General features: G+C 35.0%; 24 protein-coding genes. 9 read left to right on the top strand and 15 right to left on the bottom strand.

Features of this window, described 5'->3' with window-relative positions:
- On the bottom strand, positions 1-552 hold a 552-nt coding region (locus tag ACP5S8_RS04455; protein ID WP_461875892.1), incomplete at its 3' end, for an Hsp70 family protein.
- 174 nt (positions 553-726) lie between these two features.
- Here ACP5S8_RS04455 and ACP5S8_RS04460 point away from each other — a divergent pair.
- From ACP5S8_RS04460 to ACP5S8_RS04470, 3 genes are read left to right on the top strand one after another with little or no spacing between them, the layout of a single operon-like run.
- Positions 727-1638 (top strand): KaiC domain-containing protein, encoded by a 912-nt coding sequence (locus tag ACP5S8_RS04460; RefSeq protein WP_461875893.1) that lies wholly within the window; start codon positions 727-729, stop codon positions 1636-1638.
- 2 nt (positions 1639-1640) lie between these two features.
- Positions 1641-2282, top strand: a complete 642-nt coding sequence (locus ACP5S8_RS04465; RefSeq protein ID WP_461870407.1) for a bacterio-opsin activator — start codon at positions 1641-1643, stop codon at positions 2280-2282.
- A 7-nt stretch (positions 2283-2289) separates the two neighbouring features.
- Positions 2290-5640, top strand: a complete 3351-nt coding sequence (locus ACP5S8_RS04470) for a sensor domain-containing protein (protein ID WP_461875894.1) — start codon at positions 2290-2292, stop codon at positions 5638-5640.
- Here the strand turns inward: ACP5S8_RS04470 and bcp are convergent.
- A complete protein-coding gene (gene bcp / locus ACP5S8_RS04475; protein ID WP_461875896.1) occupies positions 5637-6104 on the bottom strand; it encodes a thioredoxin-dependent thiol peroxidase in 468 nt (155 codons plus the stop codon). The genes ACP5S8_RS04470 and bcp overlap by 4 nt on opposite strands.
- A 10-nt stretch (positions 6105-6114) precedes the next feature.
- On the bottom strand, positions 6115-7173 hold the full coding sequence (gene mqnC, locus ACP5S8_RS04480) for a cyclic dehypoxanthinyl futalosine synthase (protein WP_461870410.1): 1059 nt from the start codon (positions 7171-7173) through the stop codon (positions 6115-6117).
- A 116-nt stretch (positions 7174-7289) separates the two neighbouring features.
- Between mqnC and ACP5S8_RS04485 the strand changes: the two genes are divergently transcribed.
- Complete coding sequence (locus tag ACP5S8_RS04485) at positions 7290-7622, top strand: hypothetical protein (RefSeq protein WP_461875897.1); 333 nt, start codon at positions 7290-7292, stop codon at positions 7620-7622.
- Here the strand turns inward: ACP5S8_RS04485 and ACP5S8_RS04490 are convergent.
- The 5 genes from ACP5S8_RS04490 to ACP5S8_RS04510 all read right to left on the bottom strand — a co-directional run bounded on the left by ACP5S8_RS04490 (position 7619) and on the right by ACP5S8_RS04510 (position 13909).
- Positions 7619-9304: an NAD+ synthase gene (locus tag ACP5S8_RS04490; RefSeq protein WP_461875898.1), complete on the bottom strand. Its 1686-nt coding sequence runs from the start codon at positions 9302-9304 to the stop codon at positions 7619-7621. The genes ACP5S8_RS04485 and ACP5S8_RS04490 overlap by 4 nt on opposite strands.
- Entirely contained in the window at positions 9285-10778 is a 1494-nt protein-coding gene (locus tag ACP5S8_RS04495; protein ID WP_461875899.1) for a GGDEF domain-containing protein, read from the bottom strand. The genes ACP5S8_RS04490 and ACP5S8_RS04495 overlap by 20 nt, the downstream gene beginning before the upstream one ends.
- Complete coding sequence (locus ACP5S8_RS04500; protein ID WP_461875900.1) at positions 10765-11307, bottom strand: TlpA disulfide reductase family protein; 543 nt, start codon at positions 11305-11307, stop codon at positions 10765-10767. The genes ACP5S8_RS04495 and ACP5S8_RS04500 overlap by 14 nt, the downstream gene beginning before the upstream one ends.
- Positions 11304-12548, bottom strand: coding sequence for a cell division protein FtsA (ftsA, locus tag ACP5S8_RS04505; protein ID WP_461875901.1), 1245 nt, complete (start codon positions 12546-12548; stop codon positions 11304-11306). The genes ACP5S8_RS04500 and ftsA overlap by 4 nt, the downstream gene beginning before the upstream one ends.
- Positions 12549-12625: 77 nt before the next feature.
- On the bottom strand, positions 12626-13909 hold the full coding sequence (locus ACP5S8_RS04510; RefSeq protein WP_461875902.1) for a homoserine dehydrogenase: 1284 nt from the start codon (positions 13907-13909) through the stop codon (positions 12626-12628).
- Between the two features lie 54 nt (positions 13910-13963).
- Here ACP5S8_RS04510 and ACP5S8_RS04515 point away from each other — a divergent pair, with 54 nt between their 5' ends.
- The 3 genes from ACP5S8_RS04515 to ybeY are packed head-to-tail and all read left to right on the top strand — an operon-like array spanning position 13964 to position 16198.
- Positions 13964-14818: a 4-(cytidine 5'-diphospho)-2-C-methyl-D-erythritol kinase gene (locus ACP5S8_RS04515; RefSeq protein ID WP_461870417.1), complete on the top strand. Its 855-nt coding sequence runs from the start codon at positions 13964-13966 to the stop codon at positions 14816-14818.
- Positions 14803-15801: a PhoH family protein gene (locus ACP5S8_RS04520; RefSeq protein ID WP_461870418.1), complete on the top strand. Its 999-nt coding sequence runs from the start codon at positions 14803-14805 to the stop codon at positions 15799-15801. The genes ACP5S8_RS04515 and ACP5S8_RS04520 overlap by 16 nt, the downstream gene beginning before the upstream one ends.
- Positions 15764-16198 (top strand): rRNA maturation RNase YbeY, encoded by a 435-nt coding sequence (gene ybeY, locus ACP5S8_RS04525; protein WP_461870419.1) that lies wholly within the window; start codon positions 15764-15766, stop codon positions 16196-16198. The genes ACP5S8_RS04520 and ybeY overlap by 38 nt, the downstream gene beginning before the upstream one ends.
- Here the strand turns inward: ybeY and ACP5S8_RS04530 are convergent.
- The 7 genes from ACP5S8_RS04530 to ACP5S8_RS04560 form a co-directional block, all read right to left on the bottom strand.
- Entirely contained in the window at positions 16195-17349 is a 1155-nt protein-coding gene (locus tag ACP5S8_RS04530) for a cation diffusion facilitator family transporter (protein ID WP_461870420.1), read from the bottom strand. The genes ybeY and ACP5S8_RS04530 overlap by 4 nt on opposite strands.
- Positions 17350-17384: 35 nt before the next feature.
- Complete coding sequence (gene mnmL / locus ACP5S8_RS04535; RefSeq protein ID WP_461870421.1) at positions 17385-18323, bottom strand: tRNA modification radical SAM protein MnmL/YtqA; 939 nt, start codon at positions 18321-18323, stop codon at positions 17385-17387.
- Between the two features lie 63 nt (positions 18324-18386).
- On the bottom strand, positions 18387-18656 hold the full coding sequence (locus ACP5S8_RS04540; RefSeq protein ID WP_461875903.1) for a SemiSWEET family sugar transporter: 270 nt from the start codon (positions 18654-18656) through the stop codon (positions 18387-18389).
- Entirely contained in the window at positions 18653-19552 is a 900-nt protein-coding gene (locus ACP5S8_RS04545; RefSeq protein WP_461875904.1) for a glycosyltransferase family 9 protein, read from the bottom strand. The genes ACP5S8_RS04540 and ACP5S8_RS04545 overlap by 4 nt, the downstream gene beginning before the upstream one ends.
- Positions 19549-20412 carry an ROK family protein gene (locus ACP5S8_RS04550; protein WP_461875905.1) on the bottom strand — a complete coding sequence of 288 codons (864 nt, stop codon included), beginning with the start codon at positions 20410-20412 and terminating at the stop codon, positions 19549-19551. Before ACP5S8_RS04550 ends, ACP5S8_RS04545 begins: the two co-directional genes overlap by 4 nt.
- 1 nt (position 20413) lies before the next feature.
- The gene (locus ACP5S8_RS04555) at positions 20414-21376 is read right to left on the bottom strand and encodes a hydrogenase small subunit (RefSeq protein WP_461870425.1); all 963 of its coding nucleotides are present in this window, start codon (positions 21374-21376) and stop codon (positions 20414-20416) included.
- Between the two features lie 34 nt (positions 21377-21410).
- Complete coding sequence (locus ACP5S8_RS04560; protein ID WP_461870426.1) at positions 21411-21683, bottom strand: hypothetical protein; 273 nt, start codon at positions 21681-21683, stop codon at positions 21411-21413.
- Between the two features lie 96 nt (positions 21684-21779).
- On the opposite strand from ACP5S8_RS04560, the gene ACP5S8_RS04565 reads away from it, so the two are divergent.
- Positions 21780-22007 (top strand): FeoA family protein, encoded by a 228-nt coding sequence (locus ACP5S8_RS04565; protein ID WP_461870427.1) that lies wholly within the window; start codon positions 21780-21782, stop codon positions 22005-22007.
- The coding region (gene feoB / locus ACP5S8_RS04570) for a ferrous iron transport protein B (RefSeq protein ID WP_461875906.1) at positions 22004-23678 on the top strand (1675 nt) is incomplete at its 3' end. The genes ACP5S8_RS04565 and feoB, both read left to right, overlap by 4 nt.

Below are 23678 nucleotides of genomic sequence, written 5' to 3' on the forward strand. Positions count from 1 at the left end.
CTTATCAAGTCCGTAGGCCAAGGCTGCCGCTGTTGGCTCATTCAATATTCTTTGGACTTCAAGACCTGCTATAGCTCCTGCGTCTTTTGTGGCTTGACGTTGACGTTCGTTAAAATATGCTGGTACCGTTATAACGGCTTTTGTTATCTTTTCACCAAGGTAGGCTTCGGCTGCCTCTTTTAGTTTTTTAAGCACTTGAGCACCTATTTCCTCTGGTCTTACCTTTCTTCCAATGTTTGGTATCTCAAAAGCTGCGTCTTGCTTGTCATCTGGCACTACCTTGTAAGATACCCTTTTTGCCTCATCTAACACTTCATCGTATTTTCTACCTATAAACCTTTTAGATTCGTATATGGTGTTTTCTGGGTCTAATACGGCTCTTCTCTTGGCTGGATCACCCACTAAAACTTCCTTTTCTTTTGTATATGAAACTATTGAAGGAGTCAACCTAGCCCCTTCTTGGTTTGCTATAACCACTGGTTCACCACCTATCATTACAGCTACAACAGAGTTTGTAGTTCCAAGGTCTATACCCAATACTTTTTCTGCCATACGTTCTTACCTCCTACTTTAATATACTATTATAATAAAACTTAAGTATAATTTTGTCAAGTTTTTTTAGTATATTTCTAATATACTAAAAGCCAAATACTTTAGAACAAAGAGTAAATACTATCTAAGTATCTGTTTTATCAGCTTTTTAGATAAAAGTTGTATAATAAAGTTATGCAAGAAAATTTTGATAAGGAAGAGACCCAAGGACAGGAGAAAGCTAAGCCAGACCTAAGCGCTATATACGTTGGCAAGGAGGCGCTTGAGAAAGCACCAAAAATATACGGTGTTGAGACTGGTGTTGAGGGGCTTGATGATTTGTTTTTCATAGTAGAATCAGAGAAGGGTAAGATTGTAAAAAAGAGTCTAAAAGGTATACCGGCTTATTCGGTAATGAATATAACGGGTGTTTCAGATACCGGTAAATCTCTCATGGTTGAGCAGTTTAGCGTATATCAAGCTCAAAAGGGTAAAAAAGTGGCTTTTATAAGCGTAGAAGCCCCGGCTAACTTTGTAGCGGCATCTTTAAAACTAAGAGCATCGGCTATGGGATACAAGTTTGAAGATTTTGAAAACAACATAATACTTATAGATGCAGCTTCTTCTGATAGGCTTAGAGAAAATATACCTGATCTTCTTGCAACGCTGGCTTACGCTATAAAAACCTACAAAATAAACTTTACAGTGGTAGATTCTATCACTGGGCTTTTCGAAAACAAAGAGATGATGGCAAGGGCAATAGTAAGAAGGATGTTTAATTTCATGAAAAAATGGTATCAGACAGCCCTTTTTGTGTCCCAGAAAAGAAGTGGTCACGAAGAGCTTACCGCTGAAGCAGCGGGAGGATATGCTGTAGGTCATATAGTAGATGGTACTATGGTGCTGGCAAAGGAGTTAGTGGATTCTACTTACAAGGCGAGGCTTTATAAGAAAGAAATAGGTGATATAGTTAGGCTTTTTAGAATAGATGGTTGCAGGATGTCTGGGCACGATACAAAAACGCATTTTTTGGATATCACAGAAACAGGGCTTGTAGTAATAAAAGAGCCCATAGGTAAAAATGTAAAATCTGAAGAGGAGGTATAAATATGATTACGCTAAACGGTGCTTTTGAAAACGACCAAGATTTGGAGAGGTTGGTGGAAAGGGTTTTCCTAAAAGCCATAGACCTTCTTGGGGGTCTTTCTAAGCTTTCTGAGTTTAGGACTCTAACGTGGCTTCCTTCTTTGGCTAGAGCCTCTTATGTGGTTGTTTTAAAAGAAGAGTACATAAAACCAGAAGAAGAAATAGCTGCCAAGGTAGGACTCACCAAAAACACGGTGAAAAATATATTAAGGGCTGATCCAACCCTTGCGATGGAAAAGATAAAAAAGTTAGAAGAGCTTACAAAAGAAGAATCTAAAGAAATGAAGGTTCATACCGCCGGTGGTATTGCAAAATTGGCTTACAAGTTTGTAAAAGATGGTCAAGATGCTCAAAGCCTTGTGCATTACTGTTCTTTGATAGCTCAAGATATCGTAAGAGATTTAGATGTACCATGGGCTTATCTTGTGCTTAAAAATACCAAGGGCATAAAATATCCAATAACAGATGGTAATGTTTTACAAGAAAAGCTAAAAAACGTAAAGATTAAGAATATGCACATAGAAGAGATAGTAAAGCTAATACACTACCCAATCAAAACCCCAGCAGCCCTTATACACGAGATAAAACAAGCTATTCATGATTAGATAAAAGATGTTGAAAAACAAAAGTACATTTTTCTTTTTTGTTTTAGCTTTTATATTTATAGCCTTTGGCTTAAGTCTTAACTTGTTTTATATAAGTAAGTATAAAAAAGATACTATAGAAGATACAAAAGTATATCTAAGAAACAGCTTACATATATTAAAACTTCATATAGCTAACGAAAACAAGTTAGAGTATTACCTTATGAACAATATCAGATACATAATAACAAAGTCTGGTGTATATAAAGCCTCTTCTATTATACAAAAGAACTTTGACAACGATAATAGCTTATTTCTTATAATAGACAACAATCTTAAAGTTGTTGGAAAAGGTTATAAAGTAAATAAACTCTCAATTTATGAAGATGCTATATCCAATCAAAATATAAAAAATGCAATTTACAAATGCATCTCTTCTCACAAATACTGTTTTACACCGGCTTTTAAAATAGATAAGCACTACTTTATATTTACGCTTTTACCTATAAAAGATAGCCTCTATCTTCTACAAATACATAAGCCTCCTTTATACATATACGCTTTTTCTGCAAAAGGTTTTTCTTACGGTGTTTTACTTCCAAACGGCATCATAAACGCTCATATACCTATTTTGTCTAAAAGCCAAATACACAAACCTCTTTATGATTTTATAGCATCTCATAAAAACGTTAGCTTTGCTTTTGTAAGATATAAGTCCCCCATAGATGGTGAGCCAAAACTTGCAGCTATCACCAGACTTGATCTTATGGCCGGTAAAGTTATATATCCTTACGTATCCGCTTCTCTTCCTTTTGTATTGAAAGGCTATTACACCGATTTAAGAATTACCTTTTTATCTTGGTTTATATTTGGTGTTATCATATTTGGTTTTACGCTTTTTATAGCAAAGAAAACTAAAAAAGAAATGTTTTTAAATCAAGAAAAATACTTTTACGAGACGATGTTTGATAAATACCCTTTACCACTGCTACTTATAGATCAAGATGGAAGAATCTTAAAAACAAACGAACCAGCGTCAAAGCTATACGGCTATTCTAAAGAAGAAATTCAAAACATGTATATATATGACCTTGAAGGGGTGTCAAAAGAGGAATCTGAAGGATTGCTAACAAATATAATACAAAGTGATTTAAAACATTTTGAATTTATTCATGTTGCTAAAAACGGTAAAAAGATAAACGTAGAAGTTTATGTGAATAAGCTCAGCATGGAAAATAAAACATACGTATTGTATACGATAATAGATATTTCTGAAAAAGTGTTGTTAGCAAAGCTTTTTGATATGTTAAAAGAGATAAACACAATACTTATAAGCGTAGATTTAGAAAGTGAACTTTTAAACAGCGTAGCAAAGACTATCGTAATGTTTGATTTTGATTACGTAAAAATCTTTAAAGTAAAGCAAGAAAACATCCTTGAGCTTATACTGGAGAATGGGGACAACACCGAAATAGAAGAAAACCACAATTTAGAAGAAGAAAATAAAGCTCTACTTACAAAATCTTTAATAACACAATCAAAACCAAACTATTCAAAAGCATCTATACCTATATTAGATTACAACAATGACAAAGTTTTATATATATTAAGCGTATACAAAAAAGAATTTCAGTTTTTTGATAATTATCATATCCTTAGCATATTAGAAGAGCTTAAAAAAGACATATCTTTTGCGTTGAGAAAAATCTTGGAAGAACAAAATAGCATCATATTAAGAAAAGCCCTAGAAAACTCCAAAGGCTGGGTGCTTATAACAGATGAAGATGGTTATATTGTATATGCAAATAAAACGGTATGCAACATATCTTTGTACTCTTGCGAGGAGGTGATAGGTAAAAAACCAAGTATATTTAAATCTGGATACCACGACGATAATTTTTATAAAAAATTATGGCAGACCATAAAATCTGGCAACGCTTTTGAAAGTATATTCTACAACAAGAATAAAAACGGAGAAATTTTTATATTAGATGAAGCTATCATTCCAGTAACGTTAAAAGACGGCACTATAAGATATATTACCATAGCAAAAGATATTACCCAAGAAGTTGAGCTTGAGAAAAAACTAGAGCGTTTTAGTTTTATGGACCAAAACACGGGACTTTTAAATATAAACGGCTTTTCAAAAGCTATAAACGATAGACTAGATTATATTAAAAACCAATCCAAGAAAGGAGTTTTGATACTGCTTGATATATACGGATTTTCTATACTAAATCAAATATACGGTTTCAACAAGGCAGATGATATTGTAAAGAAAGTGGTAAGTATGCTAAAAGAACTTTTAGAACCAGAAGATGTTATAATAGCAAAAATCGGTCCAGATGAGTTTGGTATTTTTAAGGATATAGAAAAAAGAGAAGATTTATTTGTAGTTGTTGATAAAATAAACGATATATTTGCAAGGGGTATAGAGATAGAACTAGATAATCTTAGAAAACTTGATAAGCTATACATAAATATGGGTATTTCCCTATACGATGAAGATGGCGATAGCTTTGAAAAACTCTACGAAAAAGCCAGCTTGGCGCTACAAGAAGCTAAAAAGGACGGAGCTGGTAAATATAAGTTTTTCTCTAAAGATATAGATGTGGTAGTGAAAAGATACGTAGAAGCTCAGGATCTTGTAGAAAGGGCTTTGGATAAAGGGTTGTTTAGATTTTTCTATCAACCTTACTTTGACATTCAGACAAAAGGCTTTGTAGGCTTTGAGGCGCTCATAAGAATAATAGATGAAGATGGTAGTGTAATATCCCCCTACAAGTTTATCGATTTCTTAGAGTCTTCTTCGCTGCTAAACAGATTTCAAGATGTATTTTTAGAGCTCGTTGCCCAAGATATGGAATTTTTGATATCTGAATCAAAGGGAAAACATTTCACCACAGCCTTCAACATATCTGCAAACAGCTTCAAAGACGATATCTTTATATCAAAGCTAATGGGTTTATGTCAACGCTTTGGCGACAACCTTGTGATTGAGATTACCGAAAGAACGGTTTTACAAGATTTTCAAAGGGCAAAAGAAATTTTATCAAGCATAAGAGGCTTTGGCACCAAAATAGCGCTGGATGACTTTGGTACATACTACTCATCGCTTTCTTACATAAAAAATATTGACTTAGATATTATCAAAATAGATATATCGTTTGTAAGAGATATAATCTTTGACAAGAGAAGTTTAGCAGTGGTAAAAGCTATAATAAACCTTGCCAGAGAGCTAAACGCTAAAACAATAGCAGAGGGTGTAGAAAAAGAAGAGCAGTATAACCTTCTCAAAGAGGCAGGTTGTGATATAGTCCAAGGTTATCTTTTTGCAAAACCTATGCCTATAGAAGAAGCGGTAAAATATATAATTTAAGCTTTTTGGCTTTTAAGATAATCTATCACCGCTTGCACGTGTCCATCTACTTTTACGTTCTTCCAAGCCTTTTCTATTTCACCGTTTTCGTTTATTATAAACGTTGATCTTATTATACCTTTTGTTACTTTGCCGTACATCTTTTTCTCACCATAGGCCCCGTAGCTTTCTGCCACTTTCTTATCTGGGTCTGATAACAGTATAAAATTTAAACCATATTTTTCTTTAAACTTCTTATGAGAAGCTATACTGTCTGGACTTACACCAATTACTTCTACGCCCATAGCCTTTATGGGGTTTAGATTTTCTTGAAAACTACATGCTTCTTTTGTGCATCCAGGTGTATCGTCTTTCGGATAAAAGTAAAGGACTACCTTTTTACCTTTAAAATCCTTTAAACAAAACTCTTTTTCGTTGCCGTTTTCATCAATACCTGGTAAGCAAAAATCCGGTGCTTTTTCCATAATACCTCCTTTAATTGTATATCTCCAATATATTGTAATAAGTATCCCTTTTTGCTGGTATAAACCCTGCTTTTTTTATATTTTTAATCATATCTTCAACAGCTGGTATCCTTACTTTAAACTCCGTTGAAGATATTACGTTTTCTTCAAGCATTACGCTACCAAGGTCGTTGGCCCCATAATGAAGGGCTACAGTACCTATTTGCATGGTTTGCGTTACGTGAGAGGCTTGTATATTCTTAAAGTTGTCTAAAAATAATCTACTTATTGCCAGCACTTTTAGATAATATACGCTTGAAGCTGGTTCTACGTAGTCAAGTTCAGTGTTGCCTTTTTGAAATGTCCAAGGTATAAAAGCTGTAAAACCACCGGTTTTATCTTGCAAATCCCTTATGAGGGAAAGATGATACAGTATATCGTCTATTGTTTCTATATGACCAAACATCATTGTAGCTGTGGTGGTCATTCCAAGCTCGTGAGCGCTTTTGTGCACCTCTATCCACTCTTCTGTAGTGCATTTGCCTTTGCTTATAACACCTCTTACGTTTGGAGATAGCACCTCTGCACCACCGCCGGGTATAGATTTTAATCCCGCTTCTTTTAACTCTCTTATCACATCTTTTATGGACATTTTTTCTATCTTGGCAAGGTAAACTATCTCGGGAGCTGATAAAGAGTGTATATCTATGTCTGGAAACTCTTGGTGTATTGAGCTTATAAGGTCTTTAAAGTAATCAAGGCCTAATTCTGGATTTAAACCACCTTGCATAAGAAGGGTAGTACCACCTCTTTCTTTTAATTCTCTTACCTTTTTCAATATTTCATCTTTTGGTAATACGTAAGCTTCATCGTCTTTTGGTTTTCTATAAAAAGCACAAAACTTACAAGATGCCACACAGGCGTTTGAATAATTTACGTTTCTATCTATGACAAAAGTAACTATGTTATCTTCATGAAATTCTTTTCTTTTTTTATCCGCCAAGAAACCAAGAGTATTTAAATCGAGCTCTTCAAAGAGCTCTTTGGCTGTTTGCTCATCTATCCTTTTCCCAATATCCAAAATTTTCATATTTTAAATATATTATTTTATCTTCTTTGTAAAGAAGATTTTTATCAGCTATTCTTCATCTATTCTTCACGTAAAACTGTTAAATTTATTAATGTGGATATCGCAAGGAGGTTTGTATGCTGAAATATATAGGTGTTTTGGCGCTTTTAGCAAACGTAAGCTTTGGTTTTACCCTTGGTGATGAGCTTCAGAATGTAGGAAACACCGTATCAAACCTTGGAAACGCTTTAAACGGCGGTGGTGCTTATTCAAACATTTACAGCAACCCCAACCAATGCAACGTACCACCTGGGTGGCAAAGAGGTAGAAAAACAGGCTTTGTAAACGGTATGCCACCTGGACTTGCTAAAAAGGGAATGATGGCAAACTGCCAACCGACAAACGCTCCAATGGAAAACGAAAGATTTGAACACGGGCCCATGCATGGACCACCCAGAAGAATGCGTTAAATATTTCTATCTCTTACAATAGGATATCTCCAACCTATCCCAAAAGCTCTTTCGTGAAGTTTTGGCCCTATGGGGGCCTGTTTTCTTTTGTATTCGGCTTTTACAAGCATGTTGTAGACTTTTTCTACCGTATTTTTATCAAATTCTTTTATATCTTCTTTATCTTTGTATTCTTCTATTAAAAGCCACAAAATTTTATCTAAAACATCGTAAGGCGGTAAAGTATCTTGGTCTTTTTGATTGGGCCTTAACTCTGCGGAAGGGGGTTTATCTATTATATTTTTTGGTATTATTTCTTTGTCTTTGTTTATAAAGTAAGCTATTTCGTAAACTTCTGTTTTGTATAAATCTTTTATGGGTGAAAACCCACCAGCCATATCTCCGTATATCGTAGTATAACCAACCGCCGACTCAGACTTGTTGGAAGTAGATAAAACTACCCTGTTTTCTTTGTTTGATATATAAAATAGTATGTTTGCCCTAATCCTTGCTTGTAGATTTTCATCGGCTACGTCAAAGCTGTTGTAGGAAAGTATTTGTTCATAGGCAATTCTTACGCTTTCTATCGGTATAACTTCAAGCTCCACATTCAGATTTTCGCAAAGGGTTTTCGCATCTTTATAAGACTCTTCTTTGTTAAAAGAAGTTGGCATATAAACGGCTTTTATATTTTCTTTTCCAAGGGCCAAAACTCCAAGATAAAGCACTATGGCAGAATCTATTCCGCCAGATAGCCCGAGTACGGCTTTTTTAAAGCCTTGCTTTTCAAAAAAATCTTTTATAGAAAGCGTTATCGCTTTTATAAGTTCTTCTTCTTTTGAAAGTCTTGGAGATATAATGTTTTGATAAAAAGCCTCTTTTGATATATACAAACTTATGTTAGCATTTTCTGGCTTGCAAACCTCTTGCCACCTTAAATCAGACCTTCTTTTTAGATGCACATCTTTTATATCTAAGCTTACATTTAATATATCTTCCTCAAAAGCTTTTGCTTTTGCTATTATATCTCCTTTTGGGTTTATCACAAGGCTTTCTCCGTTGAAAACAAGCTCATCGTTTGCTCCTACTAGATTTGTATAAACCAAAAAGCACAAGTTATCAGAAGCCCTTGCTTTTAGGAAGCTTTCTTTAAAAGCTTGTTTTTTTAAGACGTATGGAGATGCGTTTATATTTATAAGCACTTCCGCCCCTTTTAGAACATCTTGTCTTTCAGTGCCGTCTGGATACCATATATCCTCGCATATAGAAAAACCACACCTTACATCGTTTATATCTACGGTTAGATCATTATCACCGCTTTTAAAATATCTTTTTTCGTCGAATACGTTGTAATTTGGTAAAAACTTTTTGTCGTAAAAGCCCAATGCTTCCCCTTTAAACAAAACCCCTAAAGAGTTGTAAATGGCTTTTTCTTCTCTTACAAAACCAACCACTATAACGCTGTCTATACTTTTTGAACGATCTTTTAACTTTTCAAAATAAAAAGCGTTTAAATCTATAAACTTATGGCTATACACCATATCCTGAGGCATATAACCACACAAAGATAGCTCTGGAAAAACTATCATGTGTGAGTGTTTGGCTTTTGATATAAAATCACAAATTTTTTCAAAGTTTTTTTCAAAATCACCAACTGTGGTGTTTATTTGACAAAGACTAACGTTAAGAATTTTTGATTTCATCTTCAATACCCTCTTTATATATTACGATTCTATTTTTTGTGGTGCGTTTTGCCACGTAAAGCGCCTCATCGGCTTTTTTAAGAGCGCTATCTAGATCGTCCTCTTTTTGTATTTGATAAATACCGCCGCTGCAGGTGCATTTTATTGTAATTTCGTTTAACGTATGGGTGGAGTTTTCAAAGTTCTGCCTTATCTTGTCTGCTACGTTAAACCCATTTTCTATATCAGCATTGTATAAACATACTGCAAACTCTTCTCCGCCAAGCCTTGCTGGTATATCAGATTTTCTTATAGAATTCATTATAATGTTGGCAAAATCTTTTAAGACAACGTCTCCCATATCGTGTCCATAGGTATCGTTTACCTTTTTGAAGTTATCTATATCATACATCACAATGCAGGTTGGTGTATCTGTTCTTTTTGCTTGTTCTATCAAAATACTCACTTGCTCAAAGAAGAATCTTCTGTTGTAAATTCCTGTGAGTGAGTCTTTGTAGGCCATATCTTTAAGCTTCTCTTTATCTTTTTGAAGTTCGTTAACAAGATTTTTTATCTCTACGGCCATCATATATGTTATTTTTTTCAGCTTTGAAATTTCATTTAGCTTTGAGATATCTTTTTCTAATATCGGGTCTTTTTCAACTTCGTCTAAGTGAAGAAAGTCCTTTTCTTTTAGTTTTAAAGCCACCTTTAGTAGGTTGTTTATGTCTTTTATAATCTGTGATACTATAAATATAATGATAATAAGAAGAATAGATGTAAATATTATCCCGTATACGGTTAGGACTAAGAATTGTCTGTGCTCTTGTCTGTATATCCAAGATATGTTTTTTATAAGGTATATGTTGCCAAGTTCTATACCAGATATATTTATTATAGGTATCTCCATTATAAGGTAATAATCTTCTCCTATGTTTTCCACCTTGTAAGATATTATTTTTGATTTTTTGGAGTATAAAAATATACTAAGTGCGTTGTTGTCTTTATAAGAGTCTACTATATATTTTTTGGTGATAATCTTTCCACCTACGTAGTTGTCCCAAAAACTCTGTTGGTTGTATAGTTTTTTTATAACTCCTGTATGAAGTACTACAATCCAGCTTATGTCTTCTAACCTAGATAGGTAATCTAGGGGTTTGTAAGCGTATACACCCATATACTCACAGTTGTTTGCTATATATTTGTAGATGCCTAAAGAGAGATACTTTCCCAATATTGCATCAGAATTATCTTGTTTGCAATAATCTTCGTTTTTAGCTTTTAATACAATGTCTGGGTTGAAAATACCGTTTTTTAACATATCTTTGTATTCGTCTATCGTGGCTTTGTATATTTTGTATGTGTCGTAATATTCTTTCATGACTCTAGCGTCTATTTCTTTCTTTGTTATAACCTTGTTACCTATTACTACGGCTAAATATGAAATCAGCGATATAACGCTTATGTACAGGGTGATTTTTCTAACGAGGCTCATTAAGGTTAAAGTATATGTTGGAGAGGTCTTGGTTTATAGTGGTGTATTCTCCGTATACAACTTTTATTATATTGCCCTGAGGGTCTAAAAGGTAAGAAGTTGGAAGACCTGTTATGTTGAACTTTGAACCAAGCCCAGGACTATGCATTGCTATGTCAAATGTATAATGCTTGTCTTTTAAAAAAGACATCAAGGCGTTTTCGTTGTCATCCATGCTTATAGCAAGAATTCTGAATCCATAGGGGGAGAATTTTTGATAGGCTTGTTCAAACAAAGGTAGTTCTGCTTTGCAAGGCGGACACCAGGAAGCAAAAAAGTTTACCAAAGTATAATGTCCTTTAAAGTTGTTTATGCTTACCACCTTGTTTGCGGGCATACCATTTTCGTATACTAACCTTACGCTAAACTGAGGCATCGGGCTTGGTTTTTGATAAGATATCGCCTGGGCTGAATCTTTGTCGTAAAACCCATAATAAGCTGCCACTATAAAAAGAACAAGCGCCAGTATGTATGCTATATTTTTCTTCATATTAAATCTTTAAAGAAATTCATAATCTTTTGCAAAAGGCTGGTGTTTCTTGATGGAATTTGTCTTTGTATGGGTCTTTGCGGCGCTGTATAGCTTATATCTTTCATATTTTGAGCTATCTTTATTATACCGCATACGCATGCGTAAGAAGGATCTTGTAGCTTTTCTTTTAGGCCAGTTATATTTAGGGGATATCCTATTCTTACCGCCATATCAAGGTAGTGCTCTGCAAAATCCTTTATACCATTTAGTTTTGCTGTACCCCCTGTTATGACGGCACCTGCGTTGATATTTTCAAGTTTTACATTTGAGCTGTTTATTTTTTCTACTATTTTATCCATTAGCTCTTCTAACCTTATTTGTATAACTTCTGCCAATTGTCTTCTTGGAACCATCGCCTCTTTATCTTCTCCGCGTGGTTTTATCTTTACCTTTTCTATCTCGTCCACAAGCTCTATAAAAGCTACACCGCTTTCAAGTTTTATACGTTCAGCTTCTTCTGTAGATATTTTCATAAAATGAGCCAAATCCCTTGTGATATTGTATCCTCCAATGGGTACTGTACCTGATACCGCTGGCTGACCGTTGTTGTATAAAACAAAGTTTGTAACAGAGTGACCTATGTCTATAAGTAAAACACCCTCTAACTTTTCCTCTTCTGTAAGAGAAGATTCTGCTGATGCTAACCCAGCGAACACTCTGCCAAAAAGTTTATATCCAGCAACGCTTACGGTTCTTTCTACGTTTCTTAAAAGCGAAACACCTGCTTTTATAATATGCACATCGCATTCTAGTCTAGAACCTGCGAGGCCTATGGGATCCAATATGCCTTCTTGGTCATCTAGTATGAAATTCCTTGGTATTGTATGTAGTATATCGTAAGATTCTTCTTTGGCTTTTGCCACAGCCCTTTCTAAAAGCCTATCAACTATTTGCTCGTCTACATCAGAAGGTTGTGGCGATATGCTTATGGTATCTCTTTCGTTTTGGCTTTTAATATGTACTCCCGATATTGATATAAAAACGCCATCTATCCTATGCCCTGACATTTCTTCGGCTTCTTTTAAAGCTTTTTGTATGGCTTTTGAAGCCGAATCAAGTTTTGTCACAGAACCTTTATCTATACCTTGAGACTTAGCCTCGCCTATTCCCACTATATGTGTATCTCCGTAGTTGTCTATCTCTGCCACCAAAGCTACTATTTTGCTTGTACCTATATCTAATCCAACTATAGATTTCACGTTTTTATCCTCTTAAATATTTTTCTTTCCATATCATATATTATATAAAAAATAATTGTAATTTGTAAAATATTTAATCATTCTTCTTCGAGTCTTATTAAAATAGGTTTTCCTTTTACCACGGAAAGTTCTTCTATATCTTTTAAAGCTGTTTTTATATCTTTTTCATACGCTTTGTGGGTCAATATCACAAGTGGGACTACCAAACTGTTTTCTTTTTTTGCCACTTTGCATACCATCTCCTTTTGCAACACAGATGCTATGCTTATACCGTATTTTGCAAATACGTTTGCAATAGATGCCAATACACCTATTTTATCTTCTACCTCAAATCTAATATAGTATCTTGTATTAAAATTTTTGTTTAGTTTAAGGTTTTTATCGGTATTAAAAGCTTGAAAACGTTTTTGAGTATTTTTTGCTATATCTATGATATCTGATACTACTGCAGAAGCGGTCGGTTTTGAGCCAGCACCTTTTCCATACAACATGCTCTTGCCTACAAAATCCCCCTCTATTAAAATAGCGTTGTATACACCGGAGACTTTAGCCAGTTGCTCTTGATGGTTTATAAAAGTTGGATGTACTCTCACTTCAAGTTCACCGTCTACAGCTTTTGCTATAGCCAAAAGTTTTATAGTGTATCCAAGCTCCTTACCAAGTTCCACATCAAGAAGGTCTATGTTTGATATACCCTCTATGTATATATCGTTAAAGTCTATATAACCACCGTAAGCAATAGAGCTCAATATCGCTATTTTGTGAGCTGCGTCTATACCCTCTATATCAAAAGTGGGGTCTTGCTCGGCATATCCTAGTGCTTTAGCTTCTTTGAGAGCTTCTTCAAAGCTTTTGCCCTCATCTAGCATGCTTGTTAAAATGTAGTTTGTAGTGCCGTTTAATATGCCGTGTATATAATTTATTTTGTTGGCTACCAAACCTTCTTTTAAAGCTTTTATGATGGGTATTCCACCACCCACAGATGCTTCAAATTCTATACTTACATTGTGCTCTTTGGCTTTTTCAAAGATTTCTTTTCCATGTGTGGCTATAAGATGTTTGTTGGCGCTTACAACATGCTTTTTATTTTCTATGGCTTTTTCTATGAGCTCTTTTGCGAAGCCAACCCCACCTATTAATTCTACAACTATATCCGATCTATCTAAAAATTCTTTCAACGAGCTTACTTTCAAAGAATCATCTATCTTGAAAGACCTTTCTCTTTGCCAATCTTTATCTAAAACGGCGCTTAGCTCAAGCTCCAAGCCTGTTTTCTCTTTTATGAGGTTTTTATGGGTGATAAGAAGCTCTGCTACGCCGGTACCAACAGTACCATAACCTGCTATACCTATTCTATACATACATACATTATATCATGTAAAATTTTTCATTTTAGGTTATAATATCTAATAAGGATGAACAAAAAAGATAATTTGATTGTTTTAGAAGATGGAGTAAAGGTTATTTTAGCGCCAGCGAAGGTAAATTTTGGGCTTTGGGTAAAAGGCAAGAGGGCAGACGGATATCACGATATATTTAGTATAATCCATACAATAGATTTGTACGATAGAATATATATAGAGCCTCATTATACCTTAGAAGTGCTAAGCGTTGGTCCTTTTTCTAAAAATCTAAAAGATAACATAGTCTACGAAGGGGTTTTAGAATTCTCAAGGTTAACTGGTCAAAATTTTGATTATAAAATAGTAATTGAGAAAAACATACCCATAGGTGCTGGGTTGGGTGGTGCTAGTTCTGATTTGGCAGCCGTTGTAAGCTATTTAAACGAAGAACTTGAAAGCCCCATGAACGAACAAGAGCTTGTAGAGTTTCTATCTTCTTTTAGCAAAGATGCACCATTTTTCTTAAAGGGTGGATGTGCTTTGGTTTACGGCACTGGCGACCAAGTGAAAGCTTTGGAGCCTATTTCCAGAGAAATAACAATAGTGTATCCAAATGTAGAAGCTTCTACTTCTAAAGTTTACGGCGCTTTTGTAAAACAAACTGAAGAAGAATTATCGTTGGAAGATATTTTAAAGCTTTTAGAAGAAAACGATATAGAAAATATTATAGAAAATCACTTGCAAGAAACCGCTATTGAAATATACAAAGAAATAGGAGAGCTTGTAAGATTTTTGGAAAGCGTTGGATATAAGCCGTATATGTCTGGGAGTGGTTCAAGCGTTTATGTGTTTGGTAAACTAAGCGATACAGTTAAGATTGCTTTAGAGTCGAGGGGTTGGTACGTATACGAATGCAAAACCATATAATAGAAGAAATATTTGACATTGGCGATATAGACGAAAGGTTTTACGCCATAGTGGGAAGGGCGGATGAAAACCTTAAAAAGTTTGCGGAGCTTTTTGAAATAAAAATAGTGGCAAGAGGACAAGAACTACATATAAAAGGCGAACCTTCTAAGGTTGAAAACTTTGTAGAGTTTCTAAACTATATAACGAAAGAATATGCCAAATCTCCTTTGTCTTCTAAAGATGTTTTAAATATGGCCATATCTTATACTCATAAAGAAGAAGACGAAGATGAAAAAGAATCCAAAGAAGAATACGAGACAATACTGATTACGCATCGTAAAAAAGCCATAACTCCAAAGACGAAAAATCAATATTTGTATGTAAATTCTATAAAACAAAATGACATTGTGTTTGGAATAGGCCCTGCTGGTACTGGCAAAACCTATCTTGCCATGGCAATGGCTGTATCTTATCTAAAAGCTCAAAAGATAAACAAAATAATTCTCACAAGGCCTGCCGTAGAAGCTGGAGAAAAACTTGGGTTTTTGCCGGGGTCAATAGCTGAAAAGGTGGATCCTTACCTTAGACCTCTTTACGATGCCCTTTTTGATATGATAGATTACGAAAAGTCCGCTTATTTGTTGGAAAAGAACGTTATAGAGATTGCGCCCCTTGCATTTATGAGGGGTAGAACCCTTAACGACGCTTTTATCATACTTGATGAAGCACAAAACTCCACAAAAGAACAAATGAAGATGTTTCTTACAAGAATTGGCTTTGGTTCGAAAGTTGTGATAACCGGAGATATGACACAGGTGGATTTGCCAAAAAAAGAACAATCTGGGCTTAGAGAAGCAATTCATGTGCTTAAGAATATAAAGGGCATAGATTTTGTGTTTTTTGATGAGAAAGATGTAGTAAGGCATCCTATAGTCCAAAAGATTGTCAAAGCCTACGAAGCTTATGAACAAAATCAATCTAAAGACCTACAAGAAGCTTAACATACCTAAAGAGTTAAAATACCTTTTGAAGAAAAGAGCAGGCAATACGTTGAAGTTTTTCGGTTTTAAAAACTCAATACTTGATATTTACATTACAAACGATGAGGAGATAAAGTATTTAAACTCTACTTACCGACAAAAAGATAAACCTACAGATGTCTTGTCTTTTAATATAAATGAAAACATCGGAGATGTTTATTACCTCGGTGAAATAGTAATATCTTACGAGACCGCTTTGAAACAAGCTATAGAGTATAACGTTTCCTTAGAGCAAGAGTTGACGAGGCTTCTTGTGCACGGTATTGTGCATTTGATGGGATATGATCATGAGCGTTCTAAAAAAGACCATAAAGCGTTTTTTGAAAAGCAAGAGAGCGCTTTAGCTATGTTTAATTAATCTGTTGAAAAAGCCTTTATCTCTTCAAGGGCTTTTTGGATATCTTTGTTTTCTGTCTCCCATATGAAAACTCCGTATTTGTGAAGTATCCATTTTGCTCTGTTGCTCTTTGGATGGTTTGTAGCTATCACAAAGTCAGATTTTACTTGGGCTATATCTGTGGCGGTTATGTCTTCTTTTTTTTCCTTATCGTCTTTAGCTTTTAATACGAATGTTAATATAAAATTGTCGTAAATATGAATCATATCTACATTTTTAAAATCTGAAACCGCATTTTGAGATGTCAAGACTGCTATCCTTGTATTTTCTGGACTTTCATCTGGTTCGTAGTGTATGAAAACCATTTCTGTTTGAGGAAAAATTTTTGTAATAGCCTCTTCTATATCATCTACGATGGCGTGAGATTTGTTGAAATTGTGAGATTTTATTGAGATGGCAGCATCTATGAAGATTTTGTCCCCAGATTTTCTTACCAACAACCTTTTTATGGATTTTACCCGGGGGTCTTGCAGTATTATGTCTTTTATATGCTCTATCATTTTTGAGTCCACCGAAGCATCCAATATTACAAAGATTTGCTCTTTCAGTATATGAAAACCCGTATAAACTATAAGAAGTATTATTATGCTTGCAAATATTTTATCTAAATTTATATGAAACTCCAGCGATAAGAAGTTTAGCGTTATAACGAAAGAGCCAAATCCATCCACCAACATGTGCTCGCTATCCGCCATCAGAGCTGGAGAGTTGTGTTTTTTGGCGGCTACTCTTTCTAATGCTGAAAAGCCAAAGGTTATAACCATTGATACGATACCTACGCCTAAGCCCCACAATATGTATTGTCTGTCTATTTTATAATGACCGAAAAGCACATCCATAAACATATCGTAGGCGGCAAAAAATAGAAAAAACGATATGAACATCGCGCCTATGTTCTCTAGTTTATAAAGTCCATACGGAAACTTTTCGTGTTTTTTTTCGGATACGTATATAGAGATAAAACCTATGAAGGAAGCTAAACTATCAGATAAAGAGTGTATGCCCTCTGCTTTAAGTGCTACGCTTTTAGATAAAAACCCCACTCCCAGCTTTACAATAGCCAGTAGAAGCATCAAAAAGATTGATATTATACTCCAGTGATACTTTTTCATCTATTTAATTTTACTAAATTTTGCCAAAGTCTATCTTATCTATTAAATGGGCATACTTTTCCTTGGTAAGAGTCCATCTTTTCAAGCTCTTGCTCTATTTTTTCCCTCACTTCCAGCTTTCTAGTAAAGGTGCAGTAATCTGGAGCTATCAACCTATCTGGTTCTACCTCACCTGTTAACCTATGTATGACCATAGTCTGTGGAAGTATCTCTATTATCCTTGCGGCTCTATATGCATACTCTTCTAACGTTAAAAGCCTGAAAGGGTTCTCCAAATAGTCTTTTGCCATTCTTGTATTTTTGATGATGTGAAGCGGATGTATTTTAACACCGTCTACGTTTAAAGCGGCTATTAACTTTGCAGTTTCTAAGTTGTCTTCTAAGTCTTCTTGGGGAAAGCCTACTATAAGGTGGGCGCATATGTTTATGCCTTTGTAATTTCTTGTTCTTAAAACAGCATCTACAAAATCTGAAGTCCCGTGCGCTCTATTTATCCACCTTAATGTGCTGAAGTGAGAGCTTTGAAGGCCGTACTCTACCCATACATCCAATTTGTCTGTATAGGTTTGTATAAGCTCCAATACGTTTTCTGGTACGCAGTCTGGTCTTGTGCCAATGTCTATACCCACAACATTTTCAAATTCCAGCGCTACGTCGTATACAGATTTTAAAAACTCTAAATCTCCATATGTGTTTGAATAAGATTGATAGTATATGTAAAAGTATATATTATCGCCGTACCGTCTTTTTGCTTGTGCTATACCTGCAGATATTTGCTCTCTTAAGTCCATTAAAGGTGATATGTGGGCTGGCCTTGTGCCGGTAAGGCAGTAGGTGCATCCGCCGGTGGCTTTTGTCCCATCTATATTAGGACATGTAAAGGGAAGGGCTACCGTTATCTTTTGTACCCTTCTTCCATACTTTTGCTTTAAATAATCTTTTAATGTATAAATTCTAGAAGAAGTCGCCAACATGAATAAAAATATATATACTTTTTCTATTTTTTCACTAACAAAACGCACCTTTGCAACTTTTTGTTAGCTTTTGCTTAAATCTTTTATTTTGTAAAAGCCCAATATAAAAAGACAAAATAAGCTAAATGCATTTGCAAATATAAGGGCTAATGAGTTTTCTATGATACCGTACAAAAGCCATAGGCTTATACCAACCGTCATTATGAGTAAGAAAAGCCCAGATAAACCCTCTGCGGTTTTATGCTTTATCACCGTATAAATCTGAGGAATATAGCCAGACGTGGTTAAGACACCAGCTACAAACCCTATTAACTCTACAAAATCTTTTTTCATAAAAGTTTCTCTGCTTTTGCTATAACGTCTTGATAATTTATATTAAGGCAAGCGTTGTCTTTTCTTTTACAGATTTTAGATCCGCAGTACTGGCAATCCAAGTTTAAGCTTACGAAATCCTGTAAAGAAGATATCTTCCACATAGGATAAGCTCCTAAAAGTACCAAAGAAGGAACGTTTAGAAACGTGGCAAGATGATAGCTAAACGTCTCGCAAGATATAATGGCTTTGGCATCTTTTAAGATGCTAGCGTAAGTATGAACATCTGTAGATATATAGTTTGCAAAGTCAAGCCTTTTTGTTATGTAAAACTCTTCAGATTTTGGATAAGCAAATACAACCTCATAGCCTTTAGAATGTATAAACTTAGCCACTTCGTTGAATACGTCTATGTTTGGTACTTTTGTGGGCACGGGGGCTGTAGGAGATATTACCACATAGTTTTTACCCTTCAAAGGGTTTTCTTTGAAAATCCAAAAATAGGGTTCTATATGTATCTCTTGGCCTAAAATAGGGGTCAATATTTGAAGAGTATTTTTAATCTCGTCTATTTTTGGCTTAAAAGGTGTAAGTTTGTTGTATATGAAAGATAAGAACTTTTCTTTGTTTTTCTTGTAAAGGGCTACTTTGTGTTCAGCTTTTAGTATAAAACTATAAAAGTAAGAACTTCCCTTAAAGGAAGTATCCACTAAAAAATCGTATCTTTTGTTAAAAGAAGCAAGCTTATCATCCATAAAATCTATATAGCGGTTTTTTTGGAAAAGCTCTAAACCTTGTTTTGTAGTAAAAACCTCCACAACGGCGTTTTTGTTTTGAAGTTTTACAGCTTTAAATAGCAAAGCGTTGTAAAGAAGGTCTCCGTAGCTTTTGTGAAGCGCTAAAAACAAGATTCTCATGTATGTTTTAGGGCAAAAGCGTATGCTCCTAGTATACCAGCGTCGTTTCCAAGTTTCGAGAGTTCTATATTGATGTTTTCAACGCTTGGATTTATGGCTAGTGAGATAGCTTTACTTTTTATCTCTTCAAACAAGAAATCAAAACCCATCATAACACCGCCCCCAAGTACTATCTTGCAAGGATTTAGCATGTTTATCAAGCTAGCTAACCCATAAGACATATACAAAACAAACCTATCAAAAACCTTTTTTGCAACTTTTGACTCTTTATCGCTGGCCAAATCTTTTAGGCTTTTATTATAACCTAATTTTTTTAGATACTTTTCTAAAGATAAACCCCCAGCGTAAGCTTCAAAGCAACCTCTTTTACCGCAGGTGCATTTAAGTCCGTTTGGTTTTAATTTTATATGTCCTATCTCACCTAAATTTGAATCACAGCCAAATCTTAACTCTTTGTCTATTATTACTCCGCCTCCTATACCTGTGCCCACGAAAATACAGGCTCCGTTTTCTACACCTCTTAATCCACCGTATACGTATTCTCCATAGGTTATAGCCCTAACGTCGTTTATTAAAACAATTCGTCTTTTTAATCTATTTTGCACAAGCTCTACAAAGTTTATATTCTTCCAACCGAGGTTTGGTGCATGTTTTAAGATACCTTTTTTCATATCTACTTGACCAGCTATTGCTATGGAAAGTGTATCTATATTCTTATAAGAAGATGTTATTTCTTCTAAAAGCTTTAAAAACTCTTCAAAATTTTTTGGTGTTTCAAAATCGCTTTTGTCTTCCAGCTTGTCGTTTTTTACAACTCCAGATTTTATATGAGTAGCCCCTACGTCCAAAGCTAATATCATGTTAAAAATTAAAAATGTCAAAATTTTGATTTACTATAGGAGCTTCCTCTTTATACATTTCTTTGTCCCAAAAACCTTCCTGAGAACATCCTATACAGCCGTGTCCAGATTTTACAGGAAAAGAAAGACCGTTGTACCATCCCAAAGAACTGCAGGCGTTGTAAGTGCTTGGACCTTTGCAACCAAGTTTGTAAAGACAATGCCCAGACTTTGCTCCTTCATCATCAAAGCTTTCAGCAAATTTGCCAGCGTTGTAAAAACTCTTTCTATAACAACTATCGTGAATTGTCATACCGTAAAACATCTTAGGCCTTAACTTGCTATCAAGAGGTGGTAAATCATCTTTTAAAAGCATATATAATATAACACCGGCCATTATCTCTGGTATAGGTGGGCATCCCGGTACTTTCACAATGGGTTTATCTTTTATGACCTTATCTATAGAGTAAGATTTTGTAGGGTTTGGATTTGCCGCTTGTACACAACCAAATGATGCACAAGAGCCCCAAGCTATTACAACTTTTGCGTATCTGGCTGCTTCTAAAAGCTCTTCGTTGAAAGGCCTTCCTCCCACCATACAACAGGCGCCGTCTTCAAATTCCGTTATACTTCCTTCTACAGCCAATATATAGTTTCCTTTGTATTTCTCTATTATTTTGCTTTTATAGTTTAAAAGATCTTCACCACAGGAAGAGGATATTAAATCATCGTATTCTAAAGATATCAAGGATAATATATCGCCAAAAACCGGCGATGAGCTTCTCATTAAAGATTCAGAACAACATGTGCATTCGAGCCCATGAAACCACAATACCGGTATTCTAGGTTTTTGTTTTAGAGCGTTTATTATGTTGTTTATCTCGTTGGGATTTATTCCAAGAAGCCCACATATTTTTGTAGAAAAACTTATAAATTCTCTATACCTAACCCCTCTTCCCGCTAAAAAACTATAGTATGTTTCCATAAAAAGCTTAAAACGCTAAATTTTTAAAGCTGTATTAAAAGTTGTTTAAACCGTTGTTTTGAGTGTTTTGTACGCTTTGGGTTATCATGTTGTTCATAAAATTGTAAAGGGCCGATTCAAAGGAGTTTATTCCAGTGGTAGCTTGCTGATTCTCTTGTTTTGATTTTTCGGCAGGTGATACTGGCTCTCCCATAAAAAGACCGAACGGCAATAGACCATCTACCATTCCAGCTTGCTGGGCTTTTGGTTGAGATTGTGCGTTGTTTTGCAAAGCGCTTAGATTAAACATAGCGTTTGATATATTCATATTAAAAACCTCCTATTAATAAGGTATGTATTTGGCTTTTAAGAGCTATGATACTTATCATTGTATAAATTAAATTGAGATTTCATATTAAAATTTATGAGGCTAGCTGAAGCTACACAAGATAAAGAGCTGAAAATAAAGGGGTACGTTGTAAAAGGCCACAATGAAAATCCAGGCTGGAAGAGAAAACTTATAAGCATGGGTATAGTGCCCGGGGCTACTGTAAAAATACTTAGAAAAGATGATAGAAATACAATACTAAAAGTCTACAACTCAAGAATATCTATATGCAACTGTCTTGCAGATAAAGTTGAAGTAGAATGAAAAAAATAGAGGTGGCTTTTGTTGGCAATCCAAACGTTGGCAAATCTACCATAATAAACAACATAGCAAAAACTTCTTTAAAAGTTGGCAACTGGCCAGGTGTCACCGTAAGAAAAACAGAAGCTAGCTTGGTGTATAAAGATTACGAATTTCATATAATAGATTTACCAGGTACTTACTCTTTGGACTATACATCAGAAGATGTAGCTGTGACTACTGATTTCCTTTTAAACTCCCCTCCAGATATAATAGTAAACATCATAGAAGCCACAAACTTAGAACGCTCTTTAATATTGACTGCTGAGTTGATAGAGTTGAAAATACCTATGGTGATAGTTCTAAACATGTGGGATGAAGCTTTAAAGCTTGGGATAGATATAAATATAAAAAAGATGTCAGAGCTAATAGGCGTTGATGTGATAAGTGCCATAGGTACTAAAGAGGATTTAAAAGATAGACTTTTAGAAAGTTTAATAAACACCTATGAGAAAAAAATTGTTCCAAAACCCTTAAGGTATTCAGATATCACAGAAAAAGCCATAAACGATATTTTATCTTACTGCGCTGTGCCACCCAATAAAAATATACCTCCTAGATTTTTTGCGATTAAGATGTTGGAACGTATCATACCATGCGATTGTTGCAACGAAATCATATTAAAACTCGAAAACGATTTGAAAGAAAATATTTACGATATACTTAAAAAAGATGTATACGGTGTTGCTCACTTTATAAGCTCAAGCGTCGTAAAAAGAAGCTTTAAAGATGAGATAGAGTTAACGGAAATTCTTGATAAGTTTGCTCTTCATCCCTTTTTTGGGCTTTTAATATTTGTAGTGATAATGTATCTGATGTTTAAACTATCTTTTGATGTTAGCTATCCTATATCAAACTGGATAGGAAATTTTGAAAGTTCATTCTTACATCCTTTAGTTTACAAACTTTTTCCAGAAGCCCCATACATAGTAAAAAGCTTTGTTTCAGGAGCTGTATTAGATGGGGTTGGCTTTGTTGTAAGCTTTGCTCCTTTGGTGGGGGCTTTGTTTTTTGGCCTTTCCTTGCTTGAGTTATCTGGTTATCTTCCCAGAGTGCCTATCATTTTTGATAGATTTGTGTCCAAGTTCGGCATAGATGGTAGGGGTATACTTCCTTTTATGCTTGGCTTTGGCTGTAACGTCCCAGCCATTATGGCGCTCAAAATATTAGAGGATAGGCGCTCAAAGCTTATAGTGGCGGCTATGATACCTTTTACCAGTTGCCCAGCTAGGTTTGTGGTGTTTGCTTTTTTGGGAGCCATATTTTTTAAAAATCCCGCTCCTATAATCTTATTTTTATACCTTCTTGGTATATTTTTTAGCATACTAACGGCTATAGCTATGAATAAAATACTTCCTAAAACCGATAATTTACCAATGATACTTGAACTCCCTCCTTATAGAAGACCACCGTTGAAGATAGTGCTAAACATAGCCTTTGTGGAACTAAAGGGTTTTCTAAAAAGAGCTGGTACTTTCATATTTGCGTCCACCGTAGTGGTTTGGGCTTTTCTAAACATACCACCGAATGCAAACATAAAAGATACTGTGGCTGGAAGGATAGGTAGCGCCTTAGTTTACGTTTTTAAACCAATAGGCATAGAAGATTGGAGAGCTACAACATCGTTGGTACCGG

Source organism: Hydrogenobaculum sp. (assembly GCF_049967395.1).
Lineage (GTDB): Bacteria > Aquificota > Aquificia > Aquificales > Aquificaceae > Hydrogenobaculum.

What these genes read in the sequence shown, in the direction of transcription:
- ACP5S8_RS04460 (WP_461875893.1), top strand. Translation starts at nt 727, where the DNA reads ATGCAAGAAAATTTTGATAAGGAAGAGACCCAAGGACAGGAGAAAGCT.
- ACP5S8_RS04465 (WP_461870407.1), top strand. Translation starts at nt 1,641, where the DNA reads ATGATTACGCTAAACGGTGCTTTTGAAAACGACCAAGATTTGGAGAGG.
- ACP5S8_RS04470 (WP_461875894.1), top strand. Translation starts at nt 2,290, where the DNA reads ATGTTGAAAAACAAAAGTACATTTTTCTTTTTTGTTTTAGCTTTTATA.
- bcp (WP_461875896.1), bottom strand. Translation starts at nt 6,104, where the DNA reads ATGGAAAAAGCACCGGATTTTTGCTTACCAGGTATTGATGAAAACGGC.
- mqnC (WP_461870410.1), bottom strand. Translation starts at nt 7,173, where the DNA reads ATGAAAATTTTGGATATTGGGAAAAGGATAGATGAGCAAACAGCCAAA.
- ACP5S8_RS04485 (WP_461875897.1), top strand. Translation starts at nt 7,290, where the DNA reads ATGCTGAAATATATAGGTGTTTTGGCGCTTTTAGCAAACGTAAGCTTT.
- ACP5S8_RS04490 (WP_461875898.1), bottom strand. Translation starts at nt 9,304, where the DNA reads ATGAAATCAAAAATTCTTAACGTTAGTCTTTGTCAAATAAACACCACA.
- ACP5S8_RS04495 (WP_461875899.1), bottom strand. Translation starts at nt 10,778, where the DNA reads ATGAGCCTCGTTAGAAAAATCACCCTGTACATAAGCGTTATATCGCTG.
- ACP5S8_RS04500 (WP_461875900.1), bottom strand. Translation starts at nt 11,307, where the DNA reads ATGAAGAAAAATATAGCATACATACTGGCGCTTGTTCTTTTTATAGTG.
- ACP5S8_RS04510 (WP_461875902.1), bottom strand. Translation starts at nt 13,909, where the DNA reads ATGTATAGAATAGGTATAGCAGGTTATGGTACTGTTGGTACCGGCGTA.
- ACP5S8_RS04515 (WP_461870417.1), top strand. Translation starts at nt 13,964, where the DNA reads ATGAACAAAAAAGATAATTTGATTGTTTTAGAAGATGGAGTAAAGGTT.
- ACP5S8_RS04520 (WP_461870418.1), top strand. Translation starts at nt 14,803, where the DNA reads ATGCAAAACCATATAATAGAAGAAATATTTGACATTGGCGATATAGAC.
- ybeY (WP_461870419.1), top strand. Translation starts at nt 15,764, where the DNA reads ATGAACAAAATCAATCTAAAGACCTACAAGAAGCTTAACATACCTAAA.
- ACP5S8_RS04530 (WP_461870420.1), bottom strand. Translation starts at nt 17,349, where the DNA reads ATGAAAAAGTATCACTGGAGTATAATATCAATCTTTTTGATGCTTCTA.
- mnmL (WP_461870421.1), bottom strand. Translation starts at nt 18,323, where the DNA reads ATGTTGGCGACTTCTTCTAGAATTTATACATTAAAAGATTATTTAAAG.
- ACP5S8_RS04540 (WP_461875903.1), bottom strand. Translation starts at nt 18,656, where the DNA reads ATGAAAAAAGATTTTGTAGAGTTAATAGGGTTTGTAGCTGGTGTCTTA.
- ACP5S8_RS04545 (WP_461875904.1), bottom strand. Translation starts at nt 19,552, where the DNA reads ATGAGAATCTTGTTTTTAGCGCTTCACAAAAGCTACGGAGACCTTCTT.
- ACP5S8_RS04550 (WP_461875905.1), bottom strand. Translation starts at nt 20,412, where the DNA reads ATGATATTAGCTTTGGACGTAGGGGCTACTCATATAAAATCTGGAGTT.
- ACP5S8_RS04555 (WP_461870425.1), bottom strand. Translation starts at nt 21,376, where the DNA reads ATGGAAACATACTATAGTTTTTTAGCGGGAAGAGGGGTTAGGTATAGA.
- ACP5S8_RS04560 (WP_461870426.1), bottom strand. Translation starts at nt 21,683, where the DNA reads ATGAATATATCAAACGCTATGTTTAATCTAAGCGCTTTGCAAAACAAC.
- ACP5S8_RS04565 (WP_461870427.1), top strand. Translation starts at nt 21,780, where the DNA reads ATGAGGCTAGCTGAAGCTACACAAGATAAAGAGCTGAAAATAAAGGGG.